At 74.4% G+C, this 15,088-nt stretch carries 10 protein-coding genes; 6 read left to right on the top strand and 4 right to left on the bottom strand.

What is annotated here, in order from left to right; genetic code table 11:
- Positions 1-86: 86 nt before the first annotated feature.
- The 6 genes from ACFVFH_RS04365 to ACFVFH_RS04390 all read left to right on the top strand — a co-directional run bounded on the left by ACFVFH_RS04365 (position 87) and on the right by ACFVFH_RS04390 (position 10,653).
- Entirely contained in the window at positions 87-491 is a 405-nt protein-coding gene (locus tag ACFVFH_RS04365) for a globin (protein ID WP_383763137.1), read from the top strand.
- A 170-nt stretch (positions 492-661) separates the two neighbouring features.
- Positions 662-3,976 (top strand): ABC transporter permease, encoded by a 3,315-nt coding sequence (locus tag ACFVFH_RS04370; RefSeq protein WP_383763140.1) that lies wholly within the window; start codon positions 662-664, stop codon positions 3,974-3,976.
- 1 nt (position 3,977) lies between these two features.
- On the top strand, positions 3,978-6,797 hold the full coding sequence (locus tag ACFVFH_RS04375; RefSeq protein ID WP_383763143.1) for an FtsX-like permease family protein: 2,820 nt from the start codon (positions 3,978-3,980) through the stop codon (positions 6,795-6,797).
- Entirely contained in the window at positions 6,794-7,768 is a 975-nt protein-coding gene (locus tag ACFVFH_RS04380) for an ATP-binding cassette domain-containing protein (RefSeq protein ID WP_383763146.1), read from the top strand. The genes ACFVFH_RS04375 and ACFVFH_RS04380 overlap by 4 nt, the downstream gene beginning before the upstream one ends.
- Before the next feature lie 138 nt (positions 7,769-7,906).
- A complete protein-coding gene (locus ACFVFH_RS04385; protein ID WP_383763149.1) occupies positions 7,907-9,457 on the top strand; it encodes an alpha/beta hydrolase in 1,551 nt (516 codons plus the stop codon).
- Positions 9,454-10,653, top strand: a complete 1,200-nt coding sequence (locus ACFVFH_RS04390; protein WP_383763152.1) for a serine hydrolase domain-containing protein — start codon at positions 9,454-9,456, stop codon at positions 10,651-10,653. Before ACFVFH_RS04385 ends, ACFVFH_RS04390 begins: the two co-directional genes overlap by 4 nt.
- Positions 10,654-10,732: 79 nt before the next feature.
- Here ACFVFH_RS04390 and ACFVFH_RS04395 read toward each other — a convergent pair whose 3' ends face one another.
- From ACFVFH_RS04395 to ACFVFH_RS04410, 4 genes are all read right to left on the bottom strand, one after another.
- Entirely contained in the window at positions 10,733-11,413 is a 681-nt protein-coding gene (locus ACFVFH_RS04395; protein WP_383763155.1) for a hypothetical protein, read from the bottom strand.
- Positions 11,410-11,832 (bottom strand): acyl-CoA thioesterase, encoded by a 423-nt coding sequence (locus ACFVFH_RS04400; RefSeq protein WP_383763158.1) that lies wholly within the window; start codon positions 11,830-11,832, stop codon positions 11,410-11,412. Before ACFVFH_RS04400 ends, ACFVFH_RS04395 begins: the two co-directional genes overlap by 4 nt.
- 5 nt (positions 11,833-11,837) lie before the next feature.
- Complete coding sequence (gene ettA, locus ACFVFH_RS04405; protein ID WP_383763161.1) at positions 11,838-13,502, bottom strand: energy-dependent translational throttle protein EttA; 1,665 nt, start codon at positions 13,500-13,502, stop codon at positions 11,838-11,840.
- Positions 13,503-13,792: 290 nt separating this feature from the next.
- The gene (locus ACFVFH_RS04410; RefSeq protein WP_383763164.1) at positions 13,793-14,983 is read right to left on the bottom strand and encodes a PQQ-binding-like beta-propeller repeat protein; all 1,191 of its coding nucleotides are present in this window, start codon (positions 14,981-14,983) and stop codon (positions 13,793-13,795) included.
- Positions 14,984-15,088: the final 105 nt, after the last annotated feature.

The raw sequence follows: 15,088 nt of genomic DNA on the forward strand, positions 1-15,088 counted from the left end.
GGAGCGGGGCACGCGGGTCCGGCCCCTTCCGGGCGAAGGGTCCTAGGACCCGGGTCCTCGGCCGGTGCGTCTGCGACGATGGACGGGTGACTGAGATTCCGCGCGACACGCTTCAGGAGCAGACCTTCTACGAGCAGGTCGGCGGCGAGGAGACCTTCCGGCGCCTGGTGCACCGCTTCTACCAGGGTGTGGCAGGAGATCCGCTGCTCCGGCCGATGTACCCGGAGGAGGATCTGGGCCCGGCCGAGGAGCGGTTCGCGCTGTTCCTGATGCAGTACTGGGGCGGGCCCCGTACCTACGGCGAGCGGCGCGGGCACCCCCGGCTGCGGATGCGGCACGTCCCGTTCCGGGTGGACCGGGCGGCGCACGACGCCTGGCTGAGCCATATGCGGGTGGCGCTCGACGAACTCGGGCTGGCGCCGGAGCACGAGCGGCAGCTGTGGGACTACCTGACGTATGCCGCCGCGTCGATGGTGAACACCGAGGGCTGACCTCCCCTCACTTCTCCGCGACGAAAGAGCGGAATTCGCTCCTCCCTCACCGATAAACGATCACAATCGCATCAAGTACGCACGCAAGCGGTTTCCAAGAGCCCCTGAGCCTTGAAAGCATCCATGGAACGCCGGGGGGCGTCGTGTGATGAGGGCCCAGGGGGGCGCGAGTGACGGGGTTCGTCTTTCTCCGGGTGCGGGCCCATCGGCTCCTGCTCTCCGCGGCCGTTCTCGCCGTACTGCTGACCACCTCGGTGCTGGCCGCGCTCACCGCGTTCTCCGGCTCCGTGGGCGACGCCGCGCTCCGCCACGCCCTCACCCACCGCTCGGCGGCCGACGCCTCCCTCGTGATGTCCGCTCAGGTGGCGCCCGCACAGCGGGAGGCGGCCGACGCGATCGCCCGGAAGGCGGCCCGCGAGGGCTTCGACGGCCTTCCGGTCACGGTCCGGACCCTGGAGACCTCCGGGGCGTACGCGCTGCCGCCCGCGCCTGGGGCCACGCGCGCCGGGGACGGCGAGCCCGATCTCACCCACTTCGCCTCGCTCGACCGCAGCCGGGTCCGGATCGCCGCCGGACGCATGCCCGCGGCGGACGGCGGGAAGCCGGGCGGGCCCGTCCAGGTCGCTCTGCCGAGGACGGCCGCCGAGGCGCTGAAGCTGAGCCCCGGTGCGCGGATCACCCTCACCGACCGGCTGACCGACAAGCCGCTGCGCGTCCTGGTCACGGGCGTGTACGAGGTGTCCGACGCGGCCGATCCGTACTGGCAGCTGGACGAGCTCGGCGGGCGCGGCATCCGCAGGCTCGCCTTCACGACCTACGGCCCGCTGCTCACCGCCCCCGGTGTGACCGGTTCCGGACGGGTCAGCTCCGGAACGATGTCCTGGCTGGCCGCCGCCGACTTCCGTACGGTCACCACGGGCCGGATCGACGCGCTGCACGACGCCGCCACGGCCGCTCCGAAGACGGTGACGGCCGCCCCCGAGTTCAAGAGCGGCGCCACCGCGCGGACCTCGCTCCCCCAGGTGCTGGAGCAGATCGACCAGGCCCTGCTGGTCTCCCGCTCGACGCTGATGATCGTGGCCGTCCAGCTGGTGCTGCTCGCGGGGTACGCGCTGCTGCTGGTGGCCCGGCTGCTGAGCAGCGAGCGCGACGGGGAGACCCGGGTGCTGCGGGCCCGGGGCGGCTCGCGCGGCCGCATCACGGCGCTGGCCGCGATCGAGGCGCTGCTGCTCGCGCTGCCCGCCGCGCTCGTCGCCCCGCTGCTGGCCGAGCCGCTGACCCGGCTGCTCGCCGGGCGCGGCGCGCTGTCCCGGATCGGACTGCGGCTCGACGCGAGCGCCACCCCCGCCGTGTGGCTGGTCGCCGTCGTCACCGCACTCGTCTGCGCCCTGGCCGTCGTGGCGCCCGCGCTGGCGGCGGGTGCCGGGGACCGCCGGTCCGGCCGGGCCGCGTCCCTGCCCGCGCCGCTGCGGGCCGGGGCCGACCTCGGCCTGCTGGTGATCGCGGGGGTGGCCTACTGGCAGCTCGACCGCCGGGCCACGGAGGTCGGCGGCGGCGGTGTGCTGAGCGGGGACCGGCAGGGCCGACTCGGGATCGATCCGCTGCTGGTCGCGGCGCCCGCGCTGCTGCTGCTCGCGGGCACCGTGCTGACGCTGCGGCTGCTGCCGCCCGCGGCCCGGCTCGCGGAGCGCGCCGCGGCGGGCGGCCGGGGGCTGATCGCGGCCCTGTCCGGCTGGCAGTTCAGCCGGCGCCCGCTGCGCAACGCCGGACCCGTGCTGCTGCTGGTCCTCGCGGTGGCGATGGGCATGCTGGCCGTCGGGCAGAGCGCTTCCTGGGACCGTTCGCAGCAGGACCAGGCGGACTTCCGGGCCGGTGCGTCGCTGCGCGTGCTGACCGGGGCCGACGACGATCCGGCGAAGTCCGGCCAGTACGCCCGGCTGCCGGGCGTACGGACCGCGGCCCCCGCGTTCCGTACCACCACCGAGCTCTCGGGCAACCGCACCGCCGCGGTCCTCGCCCTGGACACCGCGCACGCCGCCGAGCGGATGCTGATCCGCGACGACCTCGGCGACCGGCCGCCCGCCCGGCTGTTCGAGCCGCTCGGCGCGCCGAGGAGCGCGCGGGCCGGGCTGGTGCTGCCGGAGCACAGCGAGCGGCTCCGGTTCGACGCCCGGATCACGGTGGCCGGCGGGCACCGGACGACGGCCGACGACCCGGTCCTCGCCGTGCTGCTGGAGGACCGCTACGGCCTGCCCTACCGGGTGGCGGCCGGGACCGTGCCCGTGGACGGCAAGGCACATCCGGTCGACTTCGCGGTGTCCGCCGGAGGCGGGTTCGCGGTGACCGGATTCGAGCTGAGCGGCAACCGGCCGACCGGCCCGGGGGAATCCGGTGAGAACCAGCGGCTCGGCATCGGCTCCCTGCGGACCGCGGCAGCCGAGGGCACCGAGCACCCGGTCCCGGTCCCCGAGGGGTTCGGCTGGCGCGCCGAGCTGACCGGCACCGGCAACGGTGGCGAGCCGGAGGCGGGCGAGGCGGTGGACGCCACGGCCTCCGCGAAGAGCCCGCTGACCGTCGGGTACGACACCGGCTCCGCGCCCAACACGTGGAACTACACGCCTGCCTTCTCCGTACGGGTCACCGCACCGCGCCCCGAGGCCCCGATGCCGAAGGCCGTCGTCACCGACGCGTATCTGAAGGCCGCCGGAGCGAAGAAGGGCCAGAGCGTCGATGTCACGCTGGCCGGGGAGACGCTCCGGGTGCGGATCGTGGACTCGGTGCACCGGCTGCCGACCACCGGTACCGGATCGGACGACTCCGCTTCCGGCCGCGCCGAGGACCGCGACGGCGGCGCCCTGCTGCTCGACCTGCGGGCCGTCGGCCAGGTCCTCGCGCAGCGCCCCGGCGCCGTGCTCACCGCCAACGAGTGGTGGCTGAGCACCGCCCCCGGGCAGGCCGCGAAGGCCGCCGCCGCGCTGCGGGCGCGGCCCGACACCGATCCGGCACAGGTTCTGGTGCGGGACGAGATCGCGCGGGAGCTGGTCGGCGATCCGCTGGGTGCCGGGCCGCAGTCCGCGCTGCCCGCGGTGGCGGTGGTCGCCGCCGCCCTGGCCGCGGTCGGCTTCGCGGTGAGCGCCGTGGGCGCGCAGCGGGAGCGGGCCGCGGAGTTCGCCGTCCTGAGGGCGCTGGGCACTCCGCGACGGCGGCTGACCAGGATGATCGCGGCCGAGCAGGGCGTACTGATCGCGATCGCGCTGCTGGTGGGGACGGTGCTCGGGGCCGTGCTGAACCGCGCCGTGGTCCCGCTCGTCGTACTGACCGGACGGGCCACCGCGCCGGTGCCCGGGGTGCTGGTGCAACTGCCGGCCGGGCAGATCGTCGCGCTGCTGGCGGGGGTCGCCGTACTGCCGCTGCTGACCGTGGTGTTCCTCGCCCTGCGTCGCACCGATCCCGCCGCCTCGCTGCGCGTCCAGGGGGACAGCTGACATGACTCCGCCTTCCGTCCGCACCGGCCACCACCCGGCCGACGCGCCCTGGGTCCGTACCCGGCTGCGTACCGCGCCCGGCACCGCCTGGTCGCTGGCGCTGCTGGTGCTGGTCACCTCGTTCCTCGCGGCCCTCTTCCCGCGCGCGGTGGAGCACCAGGCGATCGAGGGGCTGCACCACGACATCACCGCCGCCGACCCCGCGCGCAGCGTCCTGGAGCTGAACAGCCCGCAGCCCGGACTCCAGCTGCCCCCGGCCGAGCGCGAGGCGGCGGTGCGCGGCGCGGCGCTGAAGACCGTCCACGACAAGGTGCGCGGCGCGCTGCCCGCCGAGGTGCGGCCCGGTGCCGCCGATTCCGCGTACGGCTTCCGCACCAGCCGGCCGACACCCGCGCTGGAGCCGTGGCTGGCCCGGCCCGAGGGGGCCGACCCGCAGCTGAACTACGCCTCCGTGTCGGACCTCCGCGGCCATGCCGCCCTGCGCTCCGGCTCCTGGGCCGCCGTGCACGGCACGGTCACCGAGGGCGCCGACGAGGTGGAGGGCGTGGTCACCGAGGAGACGGCGAAGGCCCTGCGGATCGTGGTCGGCGCGACGATCTCCGTACCGACCCGGGCCGGGGAGCATCTGACCGTACGGATCACCGGCATCGTCGCCCCCAGGGCGCCCCGGAGCACCTACTGGTCGGCCGAGCCCCTCTTCCGGACCCCGGCCCTGGTGCCGGAGCCGGAGACGACCCCGCCCAGCCTCGACCCGCCGCGCTACTACTGGACCGCGACCGTGCTGCTGCCGCAGGACGCCGCGCCCGCGCTGCTCGGCTCCACGGGCGAGCCGGAGATGTTCTGGCGGTTCGCGCCGGACACCGCCGGGCTGACCGCCGCCGACGTGCCGGGGCTGCGCTCGGCGCTCGCCGCGCTGGAGAACGGTCCGGGGCTGGTGCGGCTGCGGGGGATGGCCGGTGACGACGCGGCCTTCCGGACCGACCTGGACGAGATCCTCGCCGGGTACGACACGCTGCGCGCGGCGATCGAGCCGGTCGTGACGGTGGCCGCCGTGGGCGCCGGGACCGTCGCCGCCGTGGTGCTGCTGATGACCGCCGGGCTGGTCGGCGGGCGGCGCCGGGAGGAACTGGCGCTGCTGCGGGCGCGCGGCGGTTCGCTGGCCGGGCTGGGCGGGCGGCTGCTGGCCGAGACGGCGGTGGTCGCGGCGCCTGCGGCCGTGCTGGGGCTGCTGGCCGCGCTGCCGTTCTTCGGATCGGCCCGGCCGTGGCCCTCGGTGGCGGGGCCGGTCGCCGTCGCTGTGCTGATCTGCGTCGCGGTGCCGGTGGGCGCGGTGCTGCCGCACCGGCGGCCGCGGCTGCCCGGGACCCGCGACGACCTGATGCACGCCCGTCCGTCCCGGCTGCGTACGGTCGCCGAACTCACCGTGCTGGTGCTGGCGGTGGGCGCGGTGGCCGGACTGCGGCGGCGCGGTGCGGCGGACGGCGGCGATCTGCTGCTCAGCGCGGCACCCGTGCTCGTCGGGCTGATCGGGGCGCTGGTCCTGGTGCGGCTGCTGCCGTGGCCGCTGCGGCTGGCCTCGCGGGCCGTCGCCCGGCGGCGCGGGGCGGTGGGCTTCCTGTCGCTGACCCGGGCCGGGCGGAGTCCGGCGGGCGGTGCGCTGCCGCTGCTCGCGCTGCTGCTGGCGCTGACCACGGCCGCGTTCGGCGGTTCGGTCCTCGCGGGGATCGCGGACGCCCGGGACCGGGCGGCGGTGCTCACGGTCGGCGCGGACGCCCGGATCAGCGGGCTGCTCGACGCGGCGCAGCTCCCGGCCCGCCTGCTCCGGGAGGTCCGGGCGGCGGACGGCGTACGGCAGGTGGCCGAGGTGCAGGTGGTGACCGGGGTGCCGCTGCCGCCCGGCGCGGACGGCAGCGGCGTGAAGAAGACGGTCGTGCTGGGCGTCGACCCGGACACGTACGCGAAGCTGGCCCGTTCGGTGGACCTGGGGACGTTCCCGGCCGACCGGCTGCGGGCGCCCGGTGGCAAGGACAAGGCCGGGAACAAGGACGGGGCCGGGAGCGCGGTCGTGCCGGTGATCACGTCGCCGTCCGTCGCCGCGGATCTGGGCGACGGGCCGCGTGACATGAGCACCCCGGCCGGGGACCTCCGGGTGCGGGTGGCCGGGACCCTGCCGCGTACCGCCGCCGTCCCCGACCACGAGTTCCTGATCGTCGACACGGCGGCGCTCACCCGGCAGTGGACCACCACCCTGCTGGTGGCCGGTGACCCGGACCCGAAGGCGCTGCGGGCCATGGTCCGGGACGCGGGCAAGAACATCTCCGTACGGCTGCGCGCCGAGGAACGGGCCACCTTCGTCGACACCCCGATGCAGCGGGGTGCGGGCGGCATCTACGCCGCGGCGGTCGTGGCCGGGGCGGGCTACGCCCTGCTGGCCGTCCTGCTGTCGCTGCTGCGCTCCTCGCCGGAGCGCACCGCCCTGCTGGCCCGGCTGCGGACCATGGGCCTCACCTCGCGGCAGAGCAGGCGGCTGCTGGTCCTGGAGTCGCTGCCGCATGCCCTGCCCGCGGCCCTCGGCGGGCTGCTGGTCGGCTGGGCGACGATCGGGTTGCTGGCCGCGGGCGTCGACCTCGCGGGGCTGGCGCTCTTCAACGGTCCGGGCACCGCCGTGCCGGACGCCGCCCCGCTGCGGTCCGACCCGTGGTCGCTCACGCTCCCGGCGCTCGGCGTGGTCGTCCTCACCGTCGGGGCGGCCGCCGTCCAGGCGTGGTGGGCGGGCCGCCGCGGATCGATCACCGAACTCAGGTCAGGAGACCCCCGATGACGTCGACGTCGGACGACACCAGCCTCAGCCTCGCCGAGCTCGAACGGCGCGCCAACGCGCGCCGCGACCGGCCCTCGTACGGGCACGACGCGCTGATCGCCTGCGACCGGCTGGTCCGCATCTTCTCCGCGGACGGGGTGGAGGTGCAGGCCCTCCAGGGCCTCGACCTCCTGGTCACCGAGGGCGAGTTGATGGCCCTGGTCGGGGCGTCCGGCAGCGGCAAGTCGACGCTGATGAACATCCTGGCGGGCCTGGACGTGCCGACGGCCGGGTCGGCGAAGGTCGCGGGGTGCGATCTGCTGTCGATGGGGCCGAAGGAACGGCTCCGCTACCGGCGCGACGTCGTCGGCTTCGTCTGGCAGCAGACCTCCCGCAATCTGCTCCCGTACCTCACCGCCGTGCAGAACGTCACCCTGCCGATGCAGCTGCGCGGCCGGGGCCGGATGCGGGGCGCCGAACGGGCCGCGCGCGCCGAGGAACTGCTCCGGATCCTGGAGGTGGCGGAGTGCCGCGACCGGCGCCCGCAGCAGCTCTCCGGCGGCCAGCAGCAGCGGGTGGCGATCGCGGTCGCGCTGGCCAACAACCCGTCGGTGCTGCTCGCCGACGAACCGACCGGCGAGCTCGACTCGGCCACCGGCGAGCAGGTCTTCGCGGCGTTCCGCCGGGCCAACGAGGAGCTGGGCACCACGATCGTGATCGTCACACACGACCAGGCCGTGGCCGACGAGGTCCGCCGCACGGTCGCCATCCGGGACGGCCGTACCTCCTCCGAGGTGCTGCGCCGCACCGAGGTCGACGCCGCGACGGGCCTGGAGTCCCAGGTGGCCCGGGAGTACGCGATGCTCGACCGGGCGGGACGGCTGCAACTGCCCGCCGACTACACGGAGGCGCTCGGCATGGAGCACCGCGTGATGCTGGAGCTGGAGCACGACCACATCGGGGTCTGGCCGGACGAGCAGCCGCGCCCCTGAGGGGGCGGGCGGCGCCCTCCCCTCCGGGGGCGGGGTGGTGCTGGCCCCAGGGCGCTTCGGCCGGGTGGCCCGATGTTCTCGCACCGCGTACGCCCCTAGCGTCGTGCGGGAGTCATCCACCTGATCCCGAGGAGCACGATGCGCGTCGCCCCCCTGCTCACCGCCGGTCTCGGCCTGACCGGTTTACTCGCGGGCGGTGTGCCCGCTTCGGCCACCCCCGCCACCCCCGCCGCACCGGCCCACCAGCGACTCGTCTGGGGCCCCTGCTCGCCGCAGCAGCAGGAGCTGAACGAAGCGGGCGCGCGGTGCGCGAAGGTGACGGTCCCCCTCGACTACGCGGATCCCGGCGGCCCGACGATCAAGATAGCGATCTCCCGCGTCGGGGCCCGCGCGAAGCACGGCGGACGCCGCGGCGTCCTGCTCTCCAACCCGGGCGGTCCGGGCGGCACGGGACTCGCCAACACCCTGTATCTGCGGCCCGCGCTGAAGGACGTCGCGGACCGCTACGACCTGATCGGCTTCGATCCCCGCTTCCTCGGCGAGTCCACCCCCGTCGTCTGCGACCCCGCCGCCCCGGAGCCCGCGCCCGGCCCGGCCACCACCCGCCGCGAGGACTTCGAGCGGTCGGTACGGTCCGCCCGCGACACCGCGCGCCGCTGCGAGGAACACGGGGACAACGCCCGGCTCCTGCCGCACGCCACGACCAGGAACGTCGCCCGCGACATGGACGCGATCCGCGCGGCGCTGGGCGAGCCCAGGCTGTCGTACTACGGCGTCTCCTACGGCGCCGATCTGGGCGCCGTCTACACCCAGATGTTCCCCCGCCGCGCCGACCGCGTCGTCATCGACTCCTCGACCGACCCGACGGCCACCCAGTACGAACTCTTCCAGCGGGCGGGCAGGCCGCTCGAAGAGGCACTGGACGCCTGGGCCGCGTGGACCGCGCGGCGGAACGGCACCTACCACCTCGGCGGCACGCCCGCCCGGGTGCGGTCGGGCGTCCAGCGGTTGCTCGACGGGGCCGAGCGGCACCCGGTCACGGTCTCCGGCGTCCGGCTCGACGCGTCGTTGCTGCGGCTGGTGCTGCGGCAGTTCATCCAGCACGAGGAGTACGACCCGGCGCTCGCCGGCACCGTGCGCGATCTGACCGACGCGGCGGCGGGCCGACCGGTCGAGCCCGGCCCGGAGCTCGCCGGTCTGCTGGAGCTGCTCGCCTCGCCCGAGCTGGCGGACAGCATGCTGGGCGGGACCCTCTTCATGTGCGGCGACCGCGGCTGGCCGGCCGGTGGCTGGCCGAAGAACCCGGAGACGTACTGGCGGAACATGGAGCGCAGCCGCGCCGCCCAGCCCGTCTTCGGGCCGCTCGTCAACGGCATGATCGCCCCGTGCGCGTTCTGGACCAGCGGGTCCCGCGAGCCCGCCACGGTGATCGGCAACGACGTACCCGTGCTGATGCTCCAGGCCCGGCGGGACAACAACGTCCCCTACGAGGGGGCCCTGGCCCTGCACCGGCGGCTGACCGGTTCACGGCTGGTGACGGCGGACATCCGCTCGCACGGGGTGTACGGGCGCGGACTCGACGGCCTCACCCCCGTCCCCTGTGCCGACGACGCCGTGAACCGCTATCTGCGCGACGGCGCACTGCCCGGCGCCGACCTGACCTGCGAGCGCGCCGGGGAGGACCGGTGATCAGCAGACGTACGGGCCTGGCGGCCACGGCAGCGGCCCTGCTCACCGGCGCGTCCGGCCCCGCGGCGGCGGCCGCCGAGCCCCGCCCTCGCGGGTCCGGCCCCCGGAGCCGTCTCCAGAGCGATGTGGACGCGGTCCTGGCCACCGGCGCCACCGGCGTACTGGCCGAGGTGCAGAGCGCCCGTGGCCGGGCGACGGCCCGTGCCGGAGCCGCCGCTCTGCGGACCCCGGACCGCCCGGTCCCCTGGGACGCCTCCTACCGGATCGGCAGCGACACCAAGACGTTCACGGCCACGCTCGCCCTCCAGCTGGTGGGCGAGGGCAGGCTCGCGCTCACCGACACCGTCGATCGGTGGCTGCCCGGCGCCGTGCGGGGCAACGGCAACGACGGCCGCCGGATCACGGTCGCCGATCTGCTGCGCCAGACCAGCGGGCTGAACGACTACCTCGCCGTCTCGCCGGACGCGGCCGAGGCGTTCACCCCGGACGGCTACCGCCGGTCCCGGTTCCGCGCCACGGCCCCCGAGGACCAGCTGAAGGCGGCTCTGAGCAGGCCGCCCGAGTGGCTGCCGGACCCCCGACGACCCGCCGGGGAACGGCGCTGGGGCTACTCCAACACCAACTACGTGGTGGCGGGCCTGATCATCGAGGAGGTGACCGGCAACCCCTGGGCGCAGGAGATCCACGACCGGATCATCGAACCCCTGGGCCTGCGCCACACGTTCACCCCGGGGACCTCACCGTACCTGCCCCCTCCCACGGCCACCGCGTACACCTGGTTCCCCGGCCGCGCCGAGCCGACGGACACCACACTGGCCTCCGGCGGCGGGGCGGACGGCTCCGTCGTCAGCACCACCCACGACCACGGGGTCTTCCTGCGCGCCCTGATGAGCGGGCGGCTGCTGCGCCCGGTCCAGCTGGCCGCGATGAAGGAGACGGTGGTGGCCGAGGACTGGAGTGCGGCGCCGGGGGTGCGTTACGGGCTGGGCATCGCCTGGCGCCCGGTGGCGGGGAGCAGGGGCGGGGTCTGGTTCCACGGCGGAACCCATCTGGGGATCGTCTCCGAGAGCGGGGTGACGCCGGACGGCGCGCGGGCCGCGACCAGCGCCACGTTCTCCCTGCGGATGGGCGACCCGGCACAGGACGCCCAGAACCTGGCCACCCTCCGGCTGGTGGACCGGGCCCTGACCGCTTAGGACCGGGCCCCGGCTGCTTGGGTCCTCCGACCACGGGCACGGGCCCCGACCGGGTGGGGCGGGCCCTCGGGGCGCTCGCTCAGCCCGTGCCGACCGTCACCGCGAGGGTGCCGAGCCCGCCGCCCGGACCGCGCAGGGCGACCGAGCCGAACGGGGTCCGCAGCCGCAGCCAGGATCCGGCCGCGAGCAGGGCGACCGGGAAGTCCGGCGCCGGGCGGAGGAAGCCGAGGGACTGGGCGGCGTGCACGGCCCGCAGCGGGAGTCCGGTGCCGGCGACCGTCCGCGACCAGATCTCGCGGCCGATCAGATCCCGCTCCGCCCTGGTGCGGCGGTCCTCGGGCAGGGCCGCGTCGCGGGAGCGGAACTCCGCGACCGCGGTGGTGACCGCCTTGTGCAGGGAGGCCGGGCCGGGCAGGCCCGGCTGCTCCCGCCAGCCGCCGCGCGGCGGGAGGACACCGGTCCACGGGGGCCCGGTGACGGGGGCCGGGATCGCGCCCGCGTGGGCGGACTCCCCGAGCGATTCGAGGAGTTCACCCGCGGAGACGGTCAGGTCGAAGTCGTCCGGCACGGCCAGCCGGGCCGTCCGGATCGCCAGGACCTCGAACGACGGCGGCCTGCCGAACACGGCCAGCGCACCGCCGCCCGCCTGCATCCGCACGGCGGCGGCCCGGTCGTAGTGGAGCAGCCGGCCGAGGAAGGCCGCGAGATCCGCGGCCTCCCTCGTGTCGGCGAACTCCAGCGACCGTACGGGCACCGTCATGCTGCGGCGGGCTCCTCGGCCAGGTACTGCTGGAGGAAGAGCTTCTCCTCGGCGGAGATCCGCCGGGGCCGCTCCTCGGCCAGGTCGTACGGCACGACGACGGTCGAGGCCCGGACGTAGACCTGGTCCGGGTCCTTGATCTCGTACGCGATCGTCAGCGACGCGGCGCCGATCTTCGTGACCCACGACTCGACGGTCACCGGCTCGTGCCGGTGGACCAGCGGCCGCACGTAGTCGATCTCGTGCCGGGCCACGACGGAGCCGCCCGCGAAGGACGGCGAACCGTCCCCCGGCGCCAGCCGGAACATGAAGTCGATGCGGGCCTCCTCCAGGTAGCGGAGGAAGACCACGTTGTTGACATGGCCGAAGGCGTCCATGTCCGACCAGCGCAGCGGGCAGTGGTAGAGGTGACGAGCCAAGACGATCAGCCTCGCGTGAGCTTCTTGTACGTGGCGCGGTGCGGGCGGGCCGCGTCCGCACCGAGGCGCTCGACCTTGTTCTTCTCGTACGACTCGAAGTTGCCCTCGAACCAGTACCACTTGGAGTCGCCCTCGTACGCCAGGATGTGCGTGGCGACGCGGTCCAGGAACCAGCGGTCGTGGGAGATGACCACGGCCGCACCCGGGAACTCCAGGAGGGCGTTCTCCAGCGAGGACAGGGTCTCGACGTCGAGGTCGTTGGTGGGCTCGTCGAGGAGCAGCAGGTTGCCGCCCTCCTTGAGCGTCAGCGCGAGGTTGAGGCGGTTGCGCTCACCACCGGACAGGACACCGGCCGGCTTCTGCTGGTCCGGGCCCTTGAAGCCGAACGCGGAGACGTAGGCACGCGAGGGCATCTCGACCTGGCCGACGTTGATGTAGTCCAGCTCGTCCGAGACGACGGCCCAGAGGGTCTTCTTCGGGTCGATGTTGGCGCGGGACTGGTCGACGTAGGAGATCTTGACCGTGTCGCCGACCCGGATGGAGCCGGTGTCCGGGGTCTCCAGGCCCTGGATCATCTTGAACAGCGTGGTCTTGCCCGCGCCGTTGGGACCGATGACGCCGACGATGCCGTTGCGCGGCAGCGTGAACGACAGGTCGTCGATGAGGACCTTGTCGCCGAAGGCCTTCGAGAGGTTCTCGACCTCGACGACGATGGAACCGAGCCGCGGGCCCGGCGGGATCTGGATCTCCTCGAAGTCCAGCTTCCGCATCTTGTCGGCCTCGGCCGCCATCTCCTCGTAACGGGCGAGACGGGCCTTGGACTTGGTCTGCCGGCCCTTGGCGTTGGACCGCACCCACTCCAGCTCTTCCTTGAGCCGCTTGGCGCGCTTCTCGTCCTTGCGGCCCTCGACCTTGAGGCGGGCGGCCTTCTTGTCGAGGTAGGTGGAGTAGTTGCCCTCGTAGGGGATGGCGCGGCCGCGGTCGAGTTCGAGGATCCACTCGGCGACGTTGTTCAGGAAGTACCGGTCGTGCGTGACGGCGACGACGGCGCCCGCGTACTTCGAGAGGTGCTGCTCCAGCCAGTTCACCGACTCGGCGTCGAGGTGGTTGGTGGGCTCGTCGAGGAGGAGCAGGTCGGGGGCCTCGATCAGCAGCTTGCAGAGCGCGACGCGGCGCTTCTCACCACCGGAGAGGTTGACGACGGGCCAGTCGCCGGGCGGGCAGCCCAGGGCGTCCATGGCCTGCTCCAGCTGGGCGTCCAGGTCCCAGGCGTTGGCGTGGTCCAGGTCCTCCTGGAGCTTGCCCATCTCGTCCATGAGCGCGTCGGAGTAGTCGGTCGCCATGAGCTCGGCGACCTCGTTGAAGCGCTTGAGCTTGCCCATGACCTCGGCGGCGCCGTCCTGGACGTTCTCCAGGACCGTCTTGGTCTCGTCGAGGTGCGGCTCCTGCATGAGGATGCCCACGCTGAAACCGGGCGACAGGAACGCGTCGCCGTTGGAGGGCTGCTCCAGGCCCGCCATGATCTTCAGCACCGTGGACTTACCGGCGCCGTTGGGACCCACCACACCGATCTTCGCTCCGGGCAGGAAGCTCAGCGTGACGTCGTCAAGGATCACCTTGTCGCCGTGCGCCTTGCGCGTCTTGCGCATCGTGTAGATGTACTCAGCCAAGAGAAACCGTCCGGCAATCGATGTGTGGGCAGATACACCCCATCTTGCCTGACGGCCACCTCCTGACGGAAACCAGTATCACCGGGCGCCCGTGACCTGCCCCGGCGCGCCGCGCTCCTTCGGGGGAGGCGGGCCGGGGGCGGCCGCCGGGCGCCCCGGCGACCGCCCCCACCCGCTGTGCGTACGCCCTGCTCACCGTGTGTGCGCCCCGCTCACCGCGCGTACGCCGCTCACGGCTCGTACGCACCGCTCGCGTTCCGTACGAGCGCGTCGCCGCCCGTGTGCGCGGCTCAGTGTCCGTACGCGACCAGCAGGTCGGTGGCCGGGACCACCACGAGGCCGCCGCCCGCGCCGAGACCGGTCAGCGGTGCGGACACGTTGTGCTCGTCGGGCTCGTCGATCGGCGCGCCGACGTCGGTGGACCAGACGGACTGGCCGGTGGCGCCGTTGAGCGCCCACAGCCGGCCGGACTCCGAGCCGACGTAGACGTAGCCGTTGACGACGATCGGCGCCGTGCTGATCCTGCCGTCGCCCTCGAACGTCCAGCGGGTCTCCAGGGTGCGGCTGTGCCGCTCCTTGAGGACGCCCTCGTCGACGAAGTAGCCCTGGCGGCCGTCGAAGGCCGGTGCGGGCGACCAGCCGTCGGCCTCGTAGCCGCCGCGGCGGCGTCCGTCGGAGGTGTCGAGGACCGACGGGGTCATCCCCGCGTCGTCCCGGACCCAGACACCGCCGTCGGCGAGGACGGGGGTGCGGCCGCCGCCTCCGGAGCACTCCGTCTCGTGGCGCCAGAGCGGCTCGCCCGACCTGGGCGCGAAGGCATAGGTCTGCTCGCAGCCGTACGAGACGTAGACCCCGTCCGCGGTGACGGCGGGCGAGCTGTTGTCCCCGTACTCGACGGGCCGGGTCCAGAGCACCGTGCCGTCGGCCGCGTCCACCGCGTACACGGTGCCGCCCGAGCCCGCGCCGCCCGTGTACACCACCCCGGCCCTGAACGTGGGCGGCGAGGTGAAGGAGCTCTGCCCCGGCAGCGTGACGCTCCAGCGCTTCGCCCCGGTCGCCGGGTCGAACGCGGTCAGCACCCCGTCGTAGTTCTGGGCGTAGAGCCGGCCGCCCCCGTAGGCGAGCGCGGACCACCAGTAGGTGCCGCCGAGGTCGACGGGCCCCCAGGCGTCCTCGCCCGTGGCCGCGTCGATGGCGTGGAGGACGGTGCCGTGGCCCTCCGGCGCGGCGGAGGTGGCGAAGACCCGGCCGCCGGCCACGACGGGGTAGGAGACGCTCCCGCCCAGGTCGCGGGACCACTTCCGGCTGAGCGGCGGCGCCCCCACGGCGGTGTCGACGAGGCTGCCGTCGTGCCGTGCGTCGACCTGGTAGGTGGTCGAGGCTCCGACGGTCCCCGTCGGCTGCGCGCCGACCGGGGTCACCAGCAGGGCGGCCGACAGTGCCGCGCCGGACAGGACGGTGATGGTTCTTCGAAGTCTCACTCGGACACCCCTCGTCATCCGGCATCGCCGTGGCGATGCGCACAGGGCGGACCGGCCCCCTGGTTCGGTGGCCCGCCTCCAGACCCCATGGTCACCCGGACGTAT

The sequence above is a fragment of the Streptomyces sp. NPDC057697 genome (assembly GCF_042799335.1).
In the GTDB taxonomy this organism is placed as follows: Bacteria; Actinomycetota; Actinomycetes; order Streptomycetales; family Streptomycetaceae; genus Streptomyces.